Below are 18,187 nucleotides of genomic sequence, written 5' to 3' on the forward strand. Positions count from 1 at the left end.
CGACAGAACGGCCTGGACGGAACGTAAAAGCTAAATCTGGTTTAAACCGCTCAATACTGGAGCAGGGCTGGTATGAAATGCGCCGTCAGCTTGAGTACAAGCAGCTCTGGCGAGGAGGTCAGGTACTGGCAATACCTCCTGCCTACACCAGTCAGAAGTGCGCTTGCTGTGGTCATACAGCAAAGGAAAACCGCCAGTCACAAAGTCAATTCGAGTGCCTTGAATGTGGATATACAGCGAATGCTGATATCAACGGGGCACGTAACATTTTAGCGGCAGGACATGCCGTGCTTGCCTGTGGAGGGAGGGTGCAGTCAGACCGCCCGTCGAAGCAGGAACCCGCCGAGGTGATTCAGACATCAGTCTGAACGCAGTAGGGCTCCACGTCCTTTAGGGCGTGGAGGATGTCAAATGGCACAGCCAAATAGATAAGTTTGATTAGGGCGTTGGTAGTGGCCAACCACCTAATTTTTTCCAGCGGTTAACTAATTCACAAAACAGTAATGATGTACGATTGGTATCGTATAAAGCCCCATGAGCGAGTTTACTATCAAAGGGGATACCTGCAGTAATACAGGCTTTAGCTAAAATAGTTTGTCCTAGTACTAAACCACTTAAAGCCGCAGTATCAAAAGTAGCAAAAGGGTGGAAAGGGTTACGCTTTAAACCTGCTCGCTCAGCTGCCGCCATAACAAAGCTATGATCAAAATTAGCATTATGAGCCACAATGATCGCACGGTTACAGTTGGCGTCTTTCATTCCTTTACGTACCATTTTAAAAATGGCGTGTAACGCTTCATATTCGCTGACAGCACCACGAAGAGGATTTGTAGGATCAATTCCGGTAAATTCTAACGCCGCTGGCTCTAAATTTGCGCCCTCAAAGGGGTCGACATGAAAATGCAATGTATTATCAGGTTTTAACCAACCTTGCTCATCCATTTTTAAAGTGATAGCAGCAATTTCAAGTAAGCCATCTGTTTTGGCATTAAATCCACCCGTTTCAACATCAATAACGACTGGATAGTAACCTCGAAAGCGGTTACATAATTCATTAGGGTTTATTTTATCAGGCATTAAACTGTACTTATCCGATGAAAATAGCACATCAGAAATTAATAATAATCAGGAACCAGAAAAGCAATACAATGCCTTTCTGGTTTTACTAATATTTAGTTACCCAGAGCTTGACTGGCACTTTTGTTTTCGATTAATTCAATTTTATATCCATCAGGATCTTCTACAAAGGCGATAATTGTTGTACCACCTTTAACAGGGCCTGCTTCACGGGTAACGTTACCCCCCGCTTGACGGATAGCCTCACAAGTTGCAGCTACATCATCAACCCCTAATGCAACATGGCCAAATGCAGTCCCCATTTCGTAGCTAGTCACACCCCAGTTATAGGTTAATTCAATAACAGCACCGCTACTTTCATCACCATAGCCAACAAAAGCCAACGAGTATTTATATTCCTCATTATCACTGGTGCGTAGAAGTTGCATACCTAAAACTTTGGTATAAAAATCGATAGAGCGTTGTAAATCGCCTACACGGATCATGGTATGAAGTACTCGCATATAAACCTCTCGTGTTTGTTAAATATGACACCCGACAGTATAAACTGATGGTGTTGTACTATAACGCGTTACAGCCCTATAGTTCAATTTACGCTTTACTCATCAGTATTGTAGTAAATGGGCAGATAATATCTCTTTTTACTATACTCTATAGTAACAAATAATTGGGGAGAATAATCAATGCAAGAACAATTAGAATTCTTCGATATCCCAAGCCCTTGCATTGGTCGATGTGAATCTAATTTACAAGGGTATTGCATTGGTTGTTACCGTAGTCGTCAAGAACGCTTTAGTTGGTCAACGATGAGTCAACAAGAAAAACGAAATGTATTGAGACTTTGTCGACAACGATATTTAAGAGCTCAACAAAAAACAGTGTCTGAAACAGAAAAAGAGAATGAACAGCTGGATTTATTTTAAATTTATTATTTATTTTTAAATTTTAAAATAAAACTAACGTTTTAATATAATTTAATTAGTTTATTGATTGTATTTAGTTAGTTCATTTTATTTAATTTTTAAGGTAAATAATATTCATTGTAAATATTTGTTTTGTTAATGGTTTTTAATTCCGTGAATTGTAAGGTTTTTTTGTTTTCTCGGCATTTCTTGTGAAATAATAATGATTATTATGTAAAAAAATATAGATTAGTTTTTATAACAAGGTTATTCTTTATAGAGATTCATTCGTGGCGATAAATATACATAATTGGATCTTAAAAATAATTTCCTATCTAATAAATAGGATTCTAATATTATAAAAATAAGATAAAGAGGTCGGCTCATCAATCAATAAATAATGTAATTTACAAAATAGTGTTTTTAAAGAACATATCTAAACTTTGTAAAAGCTGAAAGAAAAGCGAATTTAAGGAGGGATAAGTGGAATCAACATTAGGAGCTGATTTAGCGCGTTTAGTTCGATTATGGCGTGCCTTAATTGATCACCGACTCAAGCCATTAAAATTGACTCAAACTCATTGGGTAACGTTGTATAATATTAGTCAACTGCCTCCAGAACAATCTCAAATCCAGTTGGCTAAAGCAATTGGTATTGAACAACCATCATTAGTGAGAACTCTCGATCAGTTAGAAGAAAAAAAACTGATTTGTAGACATACTTGTTCAAGTGATCGCAGAGCAAAGCGTATAACGTTAACAAAAGAATCAGAACCTTTTATTTCAGAAGTTTATGCAGTTATTGAGAAGACACGTCAAGAAATATTAAGTGGTATAAAGAAGGAAGAAATAGACAACTTGATTTATCTTATTAAAAAGCTAGAGAAAAATATAATTAGATTGCATGACTAATTAAATTGGGCTAATTTACAGCAATTTTATTTCTAATGGTTTTATTTGTAATAATTCTATTTATTATTTAATTTCAAAGGATTTATTATAATTCTACTAGAGGGTAGATAAGATGATTTTATCTATGAAGTCTATTGTTGATCTTATAATAAAATCGTTATCAATTAATAATTGATGATAAAAGACGAGTGATTTTTATCATTAATTAAAGGTAGATAATGCAATGTTTGAATTAATTAATAAGTTATAAAACTGGTTATTATAAGTAAAATAATTTCTATTAATAAAACAGGCAACTAGAATGGTTGCCTGTTTTGCTTATCACACATCTCAAGTAAATAAACTTAGCGTGGAGAAACGGTGAGATTATTACCGTTACCAATCACAGCAACACGTTGACCTTGTCTATAGGCAGTATTGTCTGCTTTTTGTACGACAACCACAGTTTTACCGCTATCTAAACGTACTTCCAATTGCACACCCTTGGTTGTATTTAAAGCACCTTGTGCTTGTTGTCCAGCCATACCACCAGCAATAGCACCCGCTGCGGTTGCTAGGTTACGGCCTGTACCACCACCAATTGTATTACCTAATAAACCACCTAATACGGCACCACCGATAGCACCAAGAACATTTTCATCACTACCGGCTTGAATGTTTACTGCACGTACTGAAACAATGGTGCCATAAGTTACGTTTTGTGCTTGTTTAGCTTGACTTGCTGTATAAGTATCACCTGATAAAGAGCTTGTATTTACACAACCAGCCAGCGTTGTCACAGCAAAAAGACCAACAAGTAAATGCTTAAACATAATTACTCCTAATGGAAATCTGATAATAATTTTTCAGATTATATCAATTTAATTTAATATCAGTTATAGCTTATTTTTTGCATATGTCGACACTGATTTTAATCGTATACCTCTTACTATATAGTAAAGAGCGCAAGTAAACACTGAAGAGATTTCCGAAAAAAAGAATATAACATTATATGTTAAAAAGTTGCATCATCTTGATTATAAGGAAAAGGGCATGAAAGCAGGGCGATACATTGGTGTGATGTCTGGTACAAGTTTAGATGGTGTTGATGTGGTGCTGGCAGCCATTAGTAATAAACTGGTTGCTCAACAAGCCAACCATTTTTTACCTTATCCTCAAACCTTGCGTCAACGCATTTTAGCCGTTTGCCAAGGCCAACCTGTGACGTTGCATGAGTTAGGCTTATTAGATGCGCAACTGGGTGAACTCTATGCAAAAGCTATTATGGAATTATTAGCGAAAGCGCGATTAAGTGCTGCTGATATCACGGCGATAGGATGTCATGGTCAAACAATTTGGCATGAGCCAGAAAGTGATATCCCGTTTACCATGCAAATTGGTGATAACAATAGAGTGGTTGCCTTGACAGGAATAACCACTGTCGGGGATTTTCGTCGTCGTGATATGGCATATGGTGGGCAAGGTGCACCATTGGTTCCTGCATTTCATCTTGCAGTATTAGGCCATCCTACAGAAAAACGCATTGTGTTAAATATTGGTGGTATTGCCAATATTTCGCTGCTATTACCTGGCGTTGCAGTGAAAGGATATGACACAGGCCCTGGCAATATGCTGTTAGACAGTTGGAACTGGGTTCATAATCAGACAGCCTATGATGATAATGGGCAATGGGCAGCAACTGGAAATGTGAATACCCAATTATTACAGGAAATGCTGGCAGATCCCTATTTTTCTCGTTCAGCGCCAAAAAGTACTGGACGAGAATATTTTAATACCCAATGGTTACATTATCATTTGGCTAAAGTACCCAATGTATTTCCAGAGGATGTACAGGCAACTTTAGTAGAGCTAACCGCTATCAGTATTGCACAGCAAGTACAACTCAATGGTGGATGTGAGCGTTTATTGGTGTGTGGTGGCGGGGCAAAAAACGGTCAAATTATGCATCGTCTTGCCAGCTTATTACCCGGTACAGAAGTCTCGTTAACGGACAAATATGGTCTTAGTGGCGATGATATGGAAGCATTAGCTTTTGCGTGGTTGGCCGCACGAACAATGGCAAATGAACCCGGCAATTTACCTTCTGTTACAGGGGCATCACGAGAAACAATTTTAGGGGCGATTTATCCTACAAATCCTCGATAAGCGTGATATGCTGAGCACAGTATCTCAAAAGAGAGAGTGAAAAATGACAGATCTGGATTTTATTGATGTTGCTGATCTTCGACGTGAATATATGAAAGGTGGATTACGCCGTCATGAATTAACCGAACAGCCATTAGTTTTATTTGAAAAATGGCTTAAGCAAGCTTGTGAAGCTCGCTTAAGTGATCCAACTGCAATGTGTGTGGCAACCGTTGATGAAAATGGACAACCTTATCAACGCATTGTGTTGCTAAAGCACTTTGATGAAAAAGGTTTAGTTTTTTATACCAACTTAGGTAGCCGTAAAGCGAGTCATTTAGAACATAACCAAAGAGTCAGTTTACTCTTCCCTTGGTATCCTTTAGAGCGACAAGTCTGTTTTTTAGGGAAAGCTGAGAAACTTTCAGCATTTGAAGTCGTAAAATATTTCCATAGCCGTCCTAAAGATAGCCAAATAGCAGCTTGGGCATCAAAACAATCTTCTCGCATTTCTGCCCGTGGGGTGCTTGAAAGTAAGTTTTTGGAGTTAAAACAAAAATTTCAACATGGAGAAGTACCTCTACCCAGTTTCTGGGGAGGATATCGAGTCACTTTTGACTCTGTTGAATTTTGGCAAGGTAGAGAAAATCGTCTACACGATCGCTTTATATACCAAAAATCACCAGAAGGATGGTCTATTGAACGTTTAGCACCTTAATTGGGCTAATAAATTTGTATCAAAAAGGCTTTTTCTACTGGTACTTAATGTAGTGGCGCTTTATGCTATACCACTTGTGTTTCACTTATATTTTAAATAGACAAAAAACAATAAACCGATGGAGTCATTGATGTCTAGCAAGAACCTAATCACACAATTGCAGGAGCGTGGGCTTATCGCTCAGGTCACGGATGAGGCAGCTTTAGTGGAGCGTTTGGAGCAAGGTCCTATCGCTCTCTATTGTGGCTTCGATCCTACCGCTGATAGCCTGCACTTGGGGCATTTGGTTCCTTTGCTGTGTTTAAAACGATTCCAACTAGCCGGGCATAAGCCTGTGGCGTTGGTGGGTGGTGCAACGGGTCTTATTGGTGATCCTAGTTTTAAAGCCACCGAGCGCAAACTGAATACCCAAGATACTGTTCACGAGTGGGTAGAAAAAATTCGTAAACAAGTGTCACCTTTCTTAGATTTCGACCGTGGTGAAAACAGTGCGGAATTAGCAAACAACTATGACTGGTTTGGTCAAATGGATGTGCTAACCTTCCTGCGTGATATCGGTAAACACTTCTCTGTGAACCAAATGATCAACAAAGAAGCGGTTAAACAGCGTTTAAACCGTGACGATGTGGGGATCTCTTTTACTGAATTCGCTTATAATCTGTTACAAGCTTATGACTTTGCGTCATTAAACAAAAACCTCGGTGTCGAGTTACAAATTGGTGGCTCAGATCAGTGGGGTAACATTACTTCGGGTATTGATCTAACTCGCCGTTTCAACCAAAAACAAGTATTTGGTATGACAGTACCTTTAATTACCAAATCTGATGGTACTAAATTTGGTAAAACAGAAGGTGGTGCTGTTTGGTTAGATCCGAAGAAAACGAGCCCATATAAATTCTACCAATTCTGGATCAATACCGCGGATGCGGATGTGTATCGCTTCTTAAAATTCTTCACTTTTATGAGCATTGAGGAGATTAATGCACTGGAAGAGGAAGATAAAAACAGCGGTCAAGCACCTCGCGCCCAACGTGTGTTAGCAGAACAAGTTACACGTTTAGTTCATGGTGAAGAAGGTTTAACTGCCGCTAAACGTATTACCGATAGCCTATTTTCAGGAGCTATTGCAGATTTAACGCAAGCTGATCTTGAACAATTAGCGCAAGATGGTATGCCAACTATTGAGTTAGAAAAAGGCAATGATTTACAACAAGCACTGGTCAATGCAGAATTAGTTCCTTCTCGTGGTCAAGCTCGTACAATGATTGGCTCTAACGCAGTATCTATTAATGGCGAAAAACAGGATAATCCTGAATACATCTTTGAAGAAAAAGATTTCTTATTTGGTCATTATTCCATTTTACGTCGCGGTAAAAAACATTACTGCCTTGTTATCTGGAAATAATTGACAACAAAAGGGCAACAGTAGGTTGCCCTTTTTTGATAACAATAAATAAATGTGTATACCTCGCCTATGATAATAAAGCTTGGGTGTTGTGTGTATTCACAATAATCGGTTTATGTCATGAAAAATATACTCTCTATTCAATCTCATGTAGTTTTTGGTCACGCAGGTAATAGCGCTGCTGAATTTCCAATGCGCCGTATGGGGGTAAATGTTTGGCCTTTAAATACGGTTCAATTTTCCAACCACACACAATATCCAGAAAAATGGACGGGTTGTGTGATGTCGGCGGAGCATATCACTGAGATCGTTGATGGTATCGCTGCTATTGGTAAATTAGCACAGTGTGATGCGGTATTAAGTGGTTATCTTGGCTCGGCAGAGCAAGGCCGACGCATTGTTGATATTGTAAAAAAAGTCAAACAAGCTAATCCTAACGCATGGTACTTTTGTGATCCGGTTATGGGACATCCTGAAAAAGGTTGTATTGTGCCTCCAGAAGTTTCTGGCGTACTTTGTGAAGATGCCTTGCCCATCAGTGATATTATTGCACCCAACTTATTAGAACTTGAAACATTAGCTGGTGGAGCAACGCTGCATAATGTTGACCAATGTGTAAAAGCGGCCCGTCAATTATGCCAGCAAGGGCCTAAAATTGTATTAGTAAAACATTTATCACGAGCAGGCTTTCGTCATGATCGCTTTGAAATGTTACTGGTGACTGCAGATCACAGTTGGCATGTGAGCCGACCGCTGGTTGATTTTGGTGAACGTCAGCCTGTTGGTGTCGGGGATCTAACCAGTGGTTTAATGCTGGTGGATTTACTAAAAGGTGTTGAGCTAAAAACGGCATTAGAGCATGTTGCTGCTGCTGTTTATGAAGTGATGTTAAAAACTAAAGAGATGAATGAGTACGAGTTACAACTCGTCGCCGCTCAAGATCAAATGGTGCACCCAACCCATAACTTCTGTGCAACGCAGTTAGATTAATCATATTGTTAATATAAAGCGGAAGTCATTAATTTCCGCTTTTTATGTTTATTAATGAGACTCGCCTTTATAGCAATCTTACTCTTTTATTAATCCTTCCGTGACTAGTGCACTATGCACATTAGGACGTTGTGCAATGCGTGTTAGATAGTCTTGTAAATGGCTTAAGTCGGTTAAATCTAGCGCCACATGAGGTGCCCATTGACTTAACGTAAACAGATACGCATCCGCCACAGTAAAGTGATCACCACAAACACATTTTTGTTTGCTTAGTACATCATTAATATAAACAAATTTACTTTTTAGTTTGTTTTTTACCACAGGGAGATAACTTTCAGGCGTATCAGATGAAAATAGAGGGCTGTAGCCTTTATGAACTTCACTGGCAAGAAAGTTTAGCCACTCAATTTGATGATAACGTTCTAATGCTTTTGGTGGGGCAATAAGATTTCTATCTGGCTTCAGATCGGCAAGATACTGCACAATAGCAACACCCTCCGTTAAAATATCACCATTATCTAATTGAAGAACCGGAACTTGCCCTTTAGGGTTGATGGCAAGAAAATCTTTCCCTGACTCTGTTTTTTTGGTGCGTAAATCAATGCGCTCAATAGAAAAGTCGAGACCCGTTTCACGTAGAACGATATGAGGAGAAAGCGAGCAACTACCCGGCGTGTAGTACAATTTCATCTTAAATAACTCCCTATCAATGAGTGGTGATACCCGTGAAGATAAGAAATATCCTCACTAACATTAGATAATAAGGCGTTATAAGAATTTAGCAAACGCAAATCTGGCAAATAAAATAGGCTTTTGTAAATCTGTGAACAGTACAACTTATTCATGAAAAAAGAAAACCTCGAAGAATTTCGAGGTTTTCAGAAAGAATGTAATGAAATAAAGGGAAATTATTTCAACTCTAATTCATTCATTGCTGCAATGCTAAAACCACCGTCTACGTGAATGATTTCACCGGTGATCCCGCCAGATAAGTCAGAGCATAAGAAAGCTGCAGTATTACCCACATCTTCAGTAGTGACTGTGCGACGTAAAGGGGTGACAGATTCGCAATGGCTTAACATTTTACGGAAATCTTTGATACCAGATGCTGCTAAGGTACGAATTGGACCTGCAGAGATACCGTTAACACGAATACCTTCAGGACCCATAGCATTTGCCATATAACGTACGTTTGCTTCTAGAGAAGCTTTAGCTAACCCCATAACATTATAGTTAGGAATTGCACGCTCAGCACCGAGGTAAGTCAGCGTTAATAATGCAGAGTTTGGATTTAACATTGCACGGCTTGCTTTTGCCATTGCAACAAAGCTATATGCACTGATGTCATGGGCAATTTTAAAGCCTTCACGAGTGACAGCGTTAACATAGTCGCCATCTAATTGGTCAGCAGGTGCGAAACCGATAGAGTGAACAAAACCATCATATTTAGGCCAAACTTTTGCTAGCTCTGCATACATTGCGTCAATGCTTTCATCTTTTGACACATCACACTCTAATACGATGTTAGAATTTAATGAGGCTGCAAACTCTTCAACGCGAGGTTTGAGTTTTTCATTCTGATAAGTAAAAGCCAGTTCAGCGCCTTGATCATGCATGGCTTTGGCAATACCATAAGCAATTGATAATTTGCTCGCAACACCAGTAATCAGAATGCGTTTGCCGGTCATAAAGCCCATAGCTGTATCCTTGTTTGTTCGTAAATTGCGATAATAACATCATGCAGAATTTTATTTATCTGTTAGGTTATCACGCTTATTGTTAATAAATCGTGGCTGATTCTACCACGACATTTGTAAATTTGTTTAATTTCCCTTGCACCTCCGAGGAGTTGAAGGAAAAGGGTGAAATAATAAACAATTAATATGATGTTAATGCTGTTTAATATTAAGGTAAATCTTGTCGCCAAGCTTCTGCCGTAAGTGCTTCCCCAAAATGACTAGCCACTAATCGACGTGTCACTTCATGTAAAGGTGATGCTAATACCTCAGCGGTGTTACCACGCTCGACCACTTCACCATTATCCATCACCATGACTTTATCACTAATATGCTTAGTCATTCCTAAATTTTGTGTCACATAGATATAGGCAATTTCATGTGTCTCTTGTAGCTCTAACATCAAATTAATAATTTGTGAACGTAAAGACATATCTAAAGAGGCAATAGCTTCATCCGCTATAATCACCTGTGGCTGTAAAATAAGTGCACGAGCTAAGGCGATCCGCTGGCGTTGTCCTGAGGCAAACATATGTGGATAGTAATTAGCATGTTCTGGTAATAGTCCTACTTGCCGCAAAGTTTGATAAATGCGTTTTTCTCGCTCTATGCCACTAAGTTCGGTATTAAGTCGTAATGGTAAGTCTAATGTTTGCCCAATACGCTGACGTGGATTGAGTGAGTTTGTGGGATCTTGAAATATCATCCGAATGCGTTGACTACGATAAGAGTAATCGCCAAAACTTAATTGATGACCGTTTATAAAAATATCACCACCCGTTGGCTCTGTAACGCCGGATAACATTCTAGCTAATGTTGATTTACCTGAACCATTAGCGCCAATAATCGCCAGTGTTTGCTTCGGTTCAAGAGTGAAACTCACCGGTTTTACCGCTTTCAACTGCTGGCGATGGAATAATCCTGTACGGTAACGAAATGTTTTTGATAAGTTTTTGACTTCAAGTAATTTATCGAACATCTGTCGTCTCCACATTTAATGGGAAATGACAAGCCACCGCATGATTTTTAAATGCACGTAATCGAGGTGCTTCAATACATTGACGTTGTGCATAAGGACAACGAGGGCCTAAACGGCACCCAACAGGTAGGTGCTCTAAAGAGGGGATCGCACCGGGTAGCGTATTTAAACGGCTTTTATGAGGCAAAGAGTTAGTAAAATCAGGAATAGAGCGGATAAGGGCTTGTGTATAAGGATGATAGGGGGTAACCAATAGTTCTTCAGGTATGGCGGTTTCCACTGTCTGACCACAATACATGACCGTAATTTTACTGGCTAATTTACTCATCCACTGCAAATCATGGCTAATTAATAAAATAGTCATATTATTATTTTGATTTAAACGGGTGAGTAAACGAAATATTTGTGTTTGCGTTGCCGGCTCCATCGCATTAGTTGGTTCATCGGCAATCAGTAAACGGGGTTGGTTAGCAATGGCAATGGCTATCATCACTTTTTGGCATTCACCCTCGGTTAACTCATAAGGATAGCTACGCATGATATCTTTATGATCTTTAATACCAACCCGATGAAGTAACTCAATTGCACGGCGTTTTCGCCAATGAAAACGTTGCCACCAGTGGCCTTTAAATGTCCAACCAGGGATTGCTTGAATAAGCTGGTGTTCAATTTTGGTCGCCGGATCAAGACAAGATTGAGGCTCTTGGAAAATCATCGACACATTATGACCAATTACCCGACGACGTGCTCTTGGTGACAATTTAAGTAAATCAATATCATCGAACCGAAAGCGATCCGCAGTCACTTTAATATTATCTTTAGTCACGCCACAAATTGCCTTAGCGATCAAACTTTTTCCGGAGCCAGATTCACCGACTAAACCTCTCACTTCTCCCTCACTGAGGGTAATGGAAACGCGATCTACCGCTTTTACTGGGCCATCGGGCGTCATAAATTCAATAGTTAGGTTGCGTATGTCTAATAACGGCATTATTCCACCCCCTCATTAATGGCACGTTGTAAGCCATCCCCTAATAAATTGACAAGTAATACACTGATCATAATGGTGGCTCCGGGGATAAGGACTGTCCAAGGTGCTGCATAGATTAACTCTAGGGAATCGCCGAGCATCGCCCCCCATTCAGGTGAAGGTAATTGAGCGCCTAAATTCAGAAACCCTAATGCCGTGATATCTAATATTGCGATAGAAAAAGCCCGAGTTAATTCAGAAACCAATACTGGGGTAATATTCGGCAATACGGTATACCATAAAATAGAGATATTTGATGCGCCATCAAGACGCGAGGCAATAACGTACTCTTTATTTAATTCATCATTTACCGCTGAATAGATCATTCTCACTAAGCGGGGGAGTAGTGCTAGCCAAATTGCTATCATGGCGTGCTCTAAACTTGCCCCCACAAAAGCGACCACAATAATGGCTAATAAGAGTGATGGAATGGATAACAGTGTATCTAAAATATGATTTAACACTGCGGATTTTAGGCCATGGGTCATTCCTGCAAGGCAACCCATAATTAACCCCATCAGTGTCGCCGCAAAGGTGACAATAAAAGCGCCACCAAAGGTCATACTCGTACCAATTAAAATACGGCTAAAGACATCGCGCCCTAAATCATCAGTACCAAAAAAGAAGGTGACATTACCGTTTTGATACCAAGAAGGTGGTGTTAATTGATGACCGAAGAATTGTTGGTCGAGTGCATAAGGCGCAATATAAGGACCAACAATACTTAATATTAACAGGAAGATAACACCATAAAAGCCCACCATGGAGAGAATATCTTTAGAAAAACATTGCCAAATCACCGCAGCTGGTGATGGTGTTTTTTTCTCTTTATAAAACTGGCTATCTAAAGGCATATCCCACCTTGTGTTTCATTGGATTACTCATCGCACCGACAATATCTGATAACACATTGACGATGATAACCATTGAACCAACAACCATAACACCGGCTGAAATAGCCGAATAGTCTTGTTGGCGAATGGCCGTTACTAGCCAACGGCCTAATCCTGGCCAGTTAAAAACAATTTCGGTCACCATCGTTAGTGTTAACATGGTAGAAAACTGTAAGCCTAATTTGGGAATAATAGGGGGTAATGCATTATGTAGAATATGACGGCGAATAATAGTAAAGCGTGATAAGCCACGGGTTGCCGCTGCTTTCACATAATTCTCGACCATGATCTCTTCTGTACTATTACGCATCAACCTAATGACTTCCGTAGTAGGAGCAATAGCTAGTGTAGTCACGGGTAGAATTAAATGTTGCAAAACGTTTATGATCATCTGTTGACGATAAGGCGAATCCGATAGCCAAGCATCAACGACTGCGATCCCCGTTATAGGCTGTAAGTTATACAGTAAATCAATACGGCCTGAAACAGGTAGCCAACCTAGCTTTAATGAAAAGAAAAGTGTCAGTAATAATGCAAGACCAAAGACCGGAACTGAAAAGCCCAAAAGTGCGAGATGACTAATAAAAGTATCCGCAGGTTTATTGCGCCATACACCCGCGATGATCCCCGCAGGAATGCCGATAAGCAGGGCAAAGATAAATGCCAGTGCACATAACTCCATAGTGGCAGGAAATGCTTCAATAAGTTGTGCTTTAATGGGTTCGCCATTAATTGAAGAAATTCCAAAATCAAAATGGAACATATTGTGGGTATAAAAAAAGTAGGCATCAAATAAAGAAGCACCACTTAACGGCCCATTGGGTGTGTAATAGCTGAGACTAAAACTCACCAGTGACAAGAAAAAGAGCGTCACAATTAATAACAGTAAGCGACGTATCGAGTAGATAATCATGGGTTTGTTGTAGCCTCTTGGTTGTGACTATCCTCATCAACTTCTGCTTCGCGATACACACCGGCAAAAGAAGCGTTACCAAATGTACTTAATACAAGTCCTTTAATATCATAACGATAAGCCTGCATACGTAAAGAATTAGCTAATGGTAAAACCGGTAGCTCTTGCGCTAAAATATCTTGTGCTTGGTGATAATAGTCTATACGAGAGGCCAGTTGTTGGCTATAAAGCGCCTGTTGTAGCACATTGTCAAATGCCGGTGAGCACCAATGACTTAAATTGGTTTGCGAACTAATAGCCGCACAACTAAATAATGGGCGGAAAAAACTATCGGGGTCGTTACTGTCCGTTGACCATCCTGATAAAGTCATATCATGAGTTCTATCCATCAAACTGGTTTCTTGATAGCGACCTTCTATAGGTCGAATATTCATTTGAATACCTACTTGGGCTAAATCAGCTTGAATTAATTCAGCCATTTTTAACGGGCTGGGATTATAAGATTGCGGAGCACTGGGAACCCAAAGGTTTAATTTAAGTCCTTCAAGTCCCAACTCTTTTAATATTTGCTTCGATTTTTCAGGGTTATATTCGGTAATTTTAGCGCGATTATCATAAGCCCAAGAGGCACGAGGTAAAACCGATGCGGCTGTTTCAGCCGTACCGTAATAAATAGATCCCATTAGTCGTTCATTATTAATCGCATAAGCGATGGCTTGACGCACTTTTAGATCGTTAAACGGTGGCTTATTAGTATTAAACGCAAGATAAGCAATATTCATTCCTGAACGTAATGTAAGGCGTAAACGAGGATCATCACGTAAGACCTTTAATTGGCTTGCCGCAGGATAGGCCAAAACATCACACTCTCCCGTTAAGAGTTTAGATATACGTCCAGTACCGCCTGCACCCGTGTCTATAACCACTTGTTGCATTTTGGGCTGACCTTTCCAGTATTGCTCATTTCTCAGTAATCGAACAAATTGGCCTGGCTGAAATTCATCAAGATAAAAAGGCCCTGAGCCTACAGGTTTCCAATCAAGTTGCGATTGATTACCCGATTTTTCAAGGTTACTGGCATATTCTTCTGAAAGGATAGGCGCATAATGGGTTGCTAAATGCCATAAAAATGAAGCATCAGGAGATTTTAGATTAAATTCAACGGTGTATTTGCCTAACTTTTTAATTGATTTGATATTATCCGCCAAACTTAAACTATCAAAATAGGGGTATTTACCACCATTAACTTGATTATAAGGATTATTGGCAGAAAACATGCGCTCAAAACTAAAGATAACATCGTCTGCGGTGAGTTTACGTGTAGGCGTAAACCAAGGTGTTGTCTGGAATGACACATTTTTACGCAAATAAAAGCGATAAGTTGCGCCATTATCGAGAGACTCCCAACGTGCGGCAATTTCAGGGATCAAGCGATAGGTATAAGGGTCAACATCTAAAAGACGATCGTAAAGTTGCGCGGCTAGGGGATCAATAATTAATCCACTACTCGAAAGTTGAGGATTAAACGTATTTACACTGCCATCAACACAATAGACAAAGCCATTTTGATGAATGTTTGTAGGCTCTTGCGCGACAGATAGCTCTGTAGCTTTGGTAGCTATCTCTGCCATACAAGTCATACTTATTGAAGCCAGTAGCATAGTACTAATAAGTAAAATAGGGCGCATAATTATGTCTTTTAGATAAACGATTTGGCTATTGTAACTTAAAAAACTGGCTAGCCCAAAATTGTCAAAAAAAACAAATTGAGAAAAATTCTCAATAAAAAGCTTTACAAACGCTAATGATAAAGATTATCATCCGTATTGTCCTTTGGCGATAGAGGTTTTTCGCACAAGGGCACGACATTGCTCACATTGCTTCCAGTATTATTTTACTAGCCAGCTCGGGTGCTGGCTTTTTTTTTGTCTGTATTTCATTCTGTCTTTGCTCATCTTATACAAAACTAGACCGACAATTTTATGTGATGTTTTTTTATTAATCCGCGTAATTGATCATAGCTCAATGCTAATTTTTCTGCCGCCATCTTCTGGTTATAACGACTCTCTTTCAATGCTTGCTCTAGTAAGTTTTTTTCTGTGCTATGTTGCCACTGGCGTAAATCTAGCGGTAATGGTGGTAATGAAAAGATCATCTCCTTTTGAGGCTGAGGTTGCTCAGCTATGGTTGAAGACGAAAAGCGCGCAAAAGGGTCGATAATAATATTATCCAGTTCACGCTCACTGGTGCCATGGCGATAAACAGAACGTTCAACCACATTTTTTAGTTCGCGAATATTCCCCGGCCAACGGTAATCTAAAAGAATTTGGCGGGCATTGTCACTAAAACCGGGGAAAAAGGGCAACCCTAACTCTTGGCACATAGCAATCGCAAAGTTTTCAGCCAGTAGCATAATATCGGCTTTACGCTCTCTTAAAGGGGGCAGGCGAATTACGTCAAAGGCCAATCTATCCAGTAAATCAGCACGAAATTTACCCTCGTCCGCCATTGCCGGTAGATCTGCGTTAGTGGCACAGATAAGGCGCACATCGACATGCAGCGATTGACTACCTCCCACTCGTTCTAAATGGCCATACTCAATAACGCGTAGCAACTTTTCTTGTACCAGCATCGGTGCAGTGGCTAGCTCATCAAGAAAAAGAGAGCCGCCATCGGCACGCTCAAAACGTCCTTGATGGCGGTTTTTCGCTCCGGTAAATGCCCCCGCTTCATGACCAAACAGCTCTGAATCAAGCAAATTATCGTTTAATGCCGAACAGTTAATGGAAATAAATGGTCCTTGCCACCAAGGTGATAAATAGTGTAATCGATGAGCGATAAGCTCTTTACCAGTACCACGTTCACCAATAATCAACACCGGTTTTTTGAGTTGAGCGAGGGCTGAGGTTTGTTCTAAAACATCGATAAAATGACTATCAACACCAATTATTGTCTCTAAATTCTCTTGCATTGGTTAAAATCACCATATTGAGGTATTTCTCACCAGTCTATCAGTAGTGTGAAAAATAGGCGAGGAAAAATAAAATGTTATTTATTAATGTGTTAAGTTGTTTTGAAAAGTTGGCACGCAAATTGTATTAACTATAGCAACTGGGCGTTATTGTTAATAACGCTATTTAATCAACACTCAAGGCTATTATTTATCATAGCTATTAAGGATAACATCATGGGTATATTTTCACGTTTTGCTGATATTATTAATGCCAACATCGCTTCTTTGCTGGATAAAGCAGAAGATCCTGAAAAAATGATCCGCTTAATGATCCAAGAAATGGAAGACATGTTAGTTGAGATCAGAACAACTTCTGCACGCACGCTAGCAGAGAAAAAAAGCTTAGAGCGCCGTATTGAGCAAGCAGAAAAACAAATTAAAGATTGGCAAGATAAAGCGGAACTCGCGCTGATTAAAGATAAAGAAGATTTAGCACGTGCGGCGTTAATTGAAAAACAACGTGTTGCTTCAATGTGCGATACCTTAAAACACGAACTAATTATCATTGATGAAACATTAGATCGCCTTAAAGGTGAAATCAGTGAATTAGAAAATAAACTGACAGAAACGCGTGCTAAACAGCAATCGTTAGTGGTTCGCCACCAAGCTGCAAACTCTTCACGTCAGGTTCGTCGTCAATTAGATAGCGGTAAAATGGATGCGGCAATGGCGCGCTTTGAACAATTTGAGCGTCGAATTGATCATATGGAAGGCGAAGCGCAAAGCTATGGATTAGGTAAAGAAAAATCATTAGAACAACAGTTTGCTGAGCTGAAAGCCGATGATGAAATTAGCGCGCAATTAGCGGCATTAAAAGCTAAAATCAATACTAATAAAGAGTAACAGCAAGCGTAATAACCATCTTATAAAGGATATGTAATGGGCTATATATTTCTGGGAATACCACTGACAATTTTTGTGTTATTTATTCTTCCTATTTGGTTATGGTTGCACTATAACAGCCAAAAAGGGGGAGGGAAGGTTCAGTTAACCCAACAAGAAATGCAGCGACTGAGCGCGCTGGTGGATAAAGCTCAGCAAATGCAGGAACGCATTAAGACATTAGAAGATATTCTTGATGCAGAACATCCTAACTGGAGGCAATCATAATGACGATGCAGAGCAAATCATTGTATCGCTTGCCACAAGAAGGCATGATCCGTGGCGTATGTGCTGGGCTTGCCCATTATTTTAATATTCCTGTGCTATTAGTCAGGGTTATTGCGGTGATTGCACTCTTTGCTGGTTTTTTTGGCTTAACCATTGTTGTTTATCTTGTTTTAAGTTTCTTTATGGAGCCTGCACCTGATAATTATAACCAACATCAGGAACAGCAAGAGGATTTAAAAGCTATTTTAAAAGAAGTGGATAGTCAATTAACAAAAGGTGAAAAACGTTTACAACAAATGGAACGTTATATTACTTCTTCGACTTATCAGCTCAATAAACGCTTTCAAGATTTATAATTTTCTTGCCACTTAATCTAATATGACGC

General features: G+C 39.6%; 21 protein-coding genes. 10 read left to right on the forward strand and 11 right to left on the reverse strand.

The features are described 5' to 3' along the window. Positions 1-368, forward strand: a 368-nt coding sequence (locus AACV00_RS03195; protein ID WP_161680047.1) for an RNA-guided endonuclease InsQ/TnpB family protein, incomplete at its 5' end; no start/stop codon positions are given. Positions 369-438: 70 nt separating this feature from the next. Here the strand turns inward: AACV00_RS03195 and rnt are convergent. Next, positions 439-1,077 (reverse strand): ribonuclease T, encoded by a 639-nt coding sequence (gene rnt / locus AACV00_RS03200; protein ID WP_004243132.1) that lies wholly within the window; start codon positions 1,075-1,077, stop codon positions 439-441. A 95-nt stretch (positions 1,078-1,172) separates the two neighbouring features. Next, positions 1,173-1,580 (reverse strand): lactoylglutathione lyase, encoded by a 408-nt coding sequence (gene gloA, locus AACV00_RS03205; protein ID WP_004248157.1) that lies wholly within the window; start codon positions 1,578-1,580, stop codon positions 1,173-1,175. Positions 1,581-1,760: 180 nt separating this feature from the next. On the opposite strand from gloA, the gene AACV00_RS03210 reads away from it, so the two are divergent. Continuing rightward, positions 1,761-2,000 carry a DUF1289 domain-containing protein gene (locus AACV00_RS03210; protein WP_004243130.1) on the forward strand — a complete coding sequence of 80 codons (240 nt, stop codon included), beginning with the start codon at positions 1,761-1,763 and terminating at the stop codon, positions 1,998-2,000. A gap of 462 nt (positions 2,001-2,462) precedes the next feature. After that, positions 2,463-2,891, forward strand: a complete 429-nt coding sequence (gene slyA, locus AACV00_RS03215; RefSeq protein WP_004243123.1) for a transcriptional regulator SlyA — start codon at positions 2,463-2,465, stop codon at positions 2,889-2,891. A gap of 344 nt (positions 2,892-3,235) precedes the next feature. Here the strand turns inward: slyA and AACV00_RS03220 are convergent, their stop codons facing one another. Continuing rightward, complete coding sequence (locus tag AACV00_RS03220; protein WP_004243121.1) at positions 3,236-3,703, reverse strand: outer membrane lipoprotein; 468 nt, start codon at positions 3,701-3,703, stop codon at positions 3,236-3,238. A gap of 220 nt (positions 3,704-3,923) precedes the next feature. On the opposite strand from AACV00_RS03220, the gene anmK reads away from it, so the two are divergent. From anmK to pdxY, 4 genes are all read left to right on the forward strand, one after another. Then, on the forward strand, positions 3,924-5,036 hold the full coding sequence (gene anmK / locus AACV00_RS03225; protein ID WP_049219980.1) for an anhydro-N-acetylmuramic acid kinase: 1,113 nt from the start codon (positions 3,924-3,926) through the stop codon (positions 5,034-5,036). A 43-nt stretch (positions 5,037-5,079) separates the two neighbouring features. Further along, a complete protein-coding gene (gene pdxH, locus AACV00_RS03230; protein WP_004243118.1) occupies positions 5,080-5,733 on the forward strand; it encodes a pyridoxamine 5'-phosphate oxidase in 654 nt (217 codons plus the stop codon). 130 nt (positions 5,734-5,863) lie between these two features. Beyond that, the gene (gene tyrS / locus AACV00_RS03235; protein ID WP_049202939.1) at positions 5,864-7,138 is read left to right on the forward strand and encodes a tyrosine--tRNA ligase; all 1,275 of its coding nucleotides are present in this window, start codon (positions 5,864-5,866) and stop codon (positions 7,136-7,138) included. 120 nt (positions 7,139-7,258) lie between these two features. Next, positions 7,259-8,128 (forward strand): pyridoxal kinase PdxY, encoded by an 870-nt coding sequence (gene pdxY, locus AACV00_RS03240; protein ID WP_004248153.1) that lies wholly within the window; start codon positions 7,259-7,261, stop codon positions 8,126-8,128. A gap of 78 nt (positions 8,129-8,206) precedes the next feature. Here the strand turns inward: pdxY and gstA are convergent, their stop codons facing one another. The 8 genes from gstA to pspF all read right to left on the reverse strand — a co-directional run bounded on the left by gstA (position 8,207) and on the right by pspF (position 16,650). Next, positions 8,207-8,818, reverse strand: coding sequence for a glutathione transferase GstA (gstA, locus tag AACV00_RS03245; protein WP_004243113.1), 612 nt, complete (start codon positions 8,816-8,818; stop codon positions 8,207-8,209). A 218-nt stretch (positions 8,819-9,036) separates the two neighbouring features. Next, the gene (gene fabI, locus AACV00_RS03250) at positions 9,037-9,825 is read right to left on the reverse strand and encodes an enoyl-ACP reductase FabI (protein ID WP_004243111.1); all 789 of its coding nucleotides are present in this window, start codon (positions 9,823-9,825) and stop codon (positions 9,037-9,039) included. A gap of 208 nt (positions 9,826-10,033) precedes the next feature. After that, complete coding sequence (gene sapF, locus AACV00_RS03255) at positions 10,034-10,843, reverse strand: putrescine export ABC transporter ATP-binding protein SapF (RefSeq protein ID WP_004243110.1); 810 nt, start codon at positions 10,841-10,843, stop codon at positions 10,034-10,036. Next, the gene (sapD, locus tag AACV00_RS03260) at positions 10,833-11,834 is read right to left on the reverse strand and encodes a putrescine export ABC transporter ATP-binding protein SapD (RefSeq protein WP_004248150.1); all 1,002 of its coding nucleotides are present in this window, start codon (positions 11,832-11,834) and stop codon (positions 10,833-10,835) included. Before sapD ends, sapF begins: the two co-directional genes overlap by 11 nt. Then, entirely contained in the window at positions 11,834-12,727 is an 894-nt protein-coding gene (gene sapC, locus AACV00_RS03265) for a putrescine export ABC transporter permease SapC (RefSeq protein WP_004243108.1), read from the reverse strand. The genes sapD and sapC overlap by 1 nt, the downstream gene beginning before the upstream one ends. Then, positions 12,714-13,679 carry a putrescine export ABC transporter permease SapB gene (gene sapB / locus AACV00_RS03270; RefSeq protein WP_017628082.1) on the reverse strand — a complete coding sequence of 322 codons (966 nt, stop codon included), beginning with the start codon at positions 13,677-13,679 and terminating at the stop codon, positions 12,714-12,716. The genes sapC and sapB overlap by 14 nt, the downstream gene beginning before the upstream one ends. Next, the gene (gene sapA, locus AACV00_RS03275; protein WP_004243105.1) at positions 13,676-15,367 is read right to left on the reverse strand and encodes an ABC transporter substrate-binding protein SapA; all 1,692 of its coding nucleotides are present in this window, start codon (positions 15,365-15,367) and stop codon (positions 13,676-13,678) included. The genes sapB and sapA overlap by 4 nt, the downstream gene beginning before the upstream one ends. Before the next feature lie 278 nt (positions 15,368-15,645). After that, positions 15,646-16,650, reverse strand: a complete 1,005-nt coding sequence (gene pspF, locus AACV00_RS03280; RefSeq protein ID WP_004248148.1) for a phage shock protein operon transcriptional activator — start codon at positions 16,648-16,650, stop codon at positions 15,646-15,648. A 216-nt stretch (positions 16,651-16,866) separates the two neighbouring features. Between pspF and pspA the strand changes: the two genes are divergently transcribed. From pspA to pspC, 3 genes are read left to right on the forward strand one after another with little or no spacing between them, the layout of a single operon-like run. Continuing rightward, positions 16,867-17,535: a phage shock protein PspA gene (gene pspA, locus AACV00_RS03285; RefSeq protein ID WP_017628083.1), complete on the forward strand. Its 669-nt coding sequence runs from the start codon at positions 16,867-16,869 to the stop codon at positions 17,533-17,535. A 36-nt stretch (positions 17,536-17,571) separates the two neighbouring features. Next, positions 17,572-17,802 (forward strand): envelope stress response membrane protein PspB, encoded by a 231-nt coding sequence (pspB, locus tag AACV00_RS03290; RefSeq protein WP_004243100.1) that lies wholly within the window; start codon positions 17,572-17,574, stop codon positions 17,800-17,802. After that, complete coding sequence (pspC, locus tag AACV00_RS03295) at positions 17,802-18,158, forward strand: envelope stress response membrane protein PspC (RefSeq protein WP_004243099.1); 357 nt, start codon at positions 17,802-17,804, stop codon at positions 18,156-18,158. The genes pspB and pspC overlap by 1 nt, the downstream gene beginning before the upstream one ends. The last annotated feature ends 29 nt before the right edge of the window (positions 18,159-18,187 follow it).

Origin of the sequence: Proteus sp. G3927, assembly GCF_963894685.1 — a bacterium.
GTDB classification, from domain to species: domain Bacteria; phylum Pseudomonadota; class Gammaproteobacteria; order Enterobacterales; family Enterobacteriaceae; genus Proteus; species Proteus mirabilis.

Excerpts from the sequence above, each read along its gene's own strand:
- rnt (WP_004243132.1), bottom strand. The coding sequence starts at position 1,077 with ATGCCTGATAAAATAAACCCTAATGAATTATGTAACCGCTTTCGAGGT.
- gloA (WP_004248157.1), bottom strand. The coding sequence starts at position 1,580 with ATGCGAGTACTTCATACCATGATCCGTGTAGGCGATTTACAACGCTCT.
- AACV00_RS03210 (WP_004243130.1), top strand. The coding sequence starts at position 1,761 with ATGCAAGAACAATTAGAATTCTTCGATATCCCAAGCCCTTGCATTGGT.
- AACV00_RS03220 (WP_004243121.1), bottom strand. The coding sequence starts at position 3,703 with ATGTTTAAGCATTTACTTGTTGGTCTTTTTGCTGTGACAACGCTGGCT.
- anmK (WP_049219980.1), top strand. The coding sequence starts at position 3,924 with ATGAAAGCAGGGCGATACATTGGTGTGATGTCTGGTACAAGTTTAGAT.
- pdxH (WP_004243118.1), top strand. The coding sequence starts at position 5,080 with ATGACAGATCTGGATTTTATTGATGTTGCTGATCTTCGACGTGAATAT.
- tyrS (WP_049202939.1), top strand. The coding sequence starts at position 5,864 with ATGTCTAGCAAGAACCTAATCACACAATTGCAGGAGCGTGGGCTTATC.
- pdxY (WP_004248153.1), top strand. The coding sequence starts at position 7,259 with ATGAAAAATATACTCTCTATTCAATCTCATGTAGTTTTTGGTCACGCA.
- gstA (WP_004243113.1), bottom strand. The coding sequence starts at position 8,818 with ATGAAATTGTACTACACGCCGGGTAGTTGCTCGCTTTCTCCTCATATC.
- fabI (WP_004243111.1), bottom strand. The coding sequence starts at position 9,825 with ATGGGCTTTATGACCGGCAAACGCATTCTGATTACTGGTGTTGCGAGC.
- sapF (WP_004243110.1), bottom strand. The coding sequence starts at position 10,843 with ATGTTCGATAAATTACTTGAAGTCAAAAACTTATCAAAAACATTTCGT.
- sapD (WP_004248150.1), bottom strand. The coding sequence starts at position 11,834 with ATGCCGTTATTAGACATACGCAACCTAACTATTGAATTTATGACGCCC.
- sapC (WP_004243108.1), bottom strand. The coding sequence starts at position 12,727 with ATGCCTTTAGATAGCCAGTTTTATAAAGAGAAAAAAACACCATCACCA.
- sapB (WP_017628082.1), bottom strand. The coding sequence starts at position 13,679 with ATGATTATCTACTCGATACGTCGCTTACTGTTATTAATTGTGACGCTC.
- sapA (WP_004243105.1), bottom strand. The coding sequence starts at position 15,367 with ATGCGCCCTATTTTACTTATTAGTACTATGCTACTGGCTTCAATAAGT.
- pspF (WP_004248148.1), bottom strand. The coding sequence starts at position 16,650 with ATGCAAGAGAATTTAGAGACAATAATTGGTGTTGATAGTCATTTTATC.
- pspA (WP_017628083.1), top strand. The coding sequence starts at position 16,867 with ATGGGTATATTTTCACGTTTTGCTGATATTATTAATGCCAACATCGCT.
- pspB (WP_004243100.1), top strand. The coding sequence starts at position 17,572 with ATGGGCTATATATTTCTGGGAATACCACTGACAATTTTTGTGTTATTT.
- pspC (WP_004243099.1), top strand. The coding sequence starts at position 17,802 with ATGACGATGCAGAGCAAATCATTGTATCGCTTGCCACAAGAAGGCATG.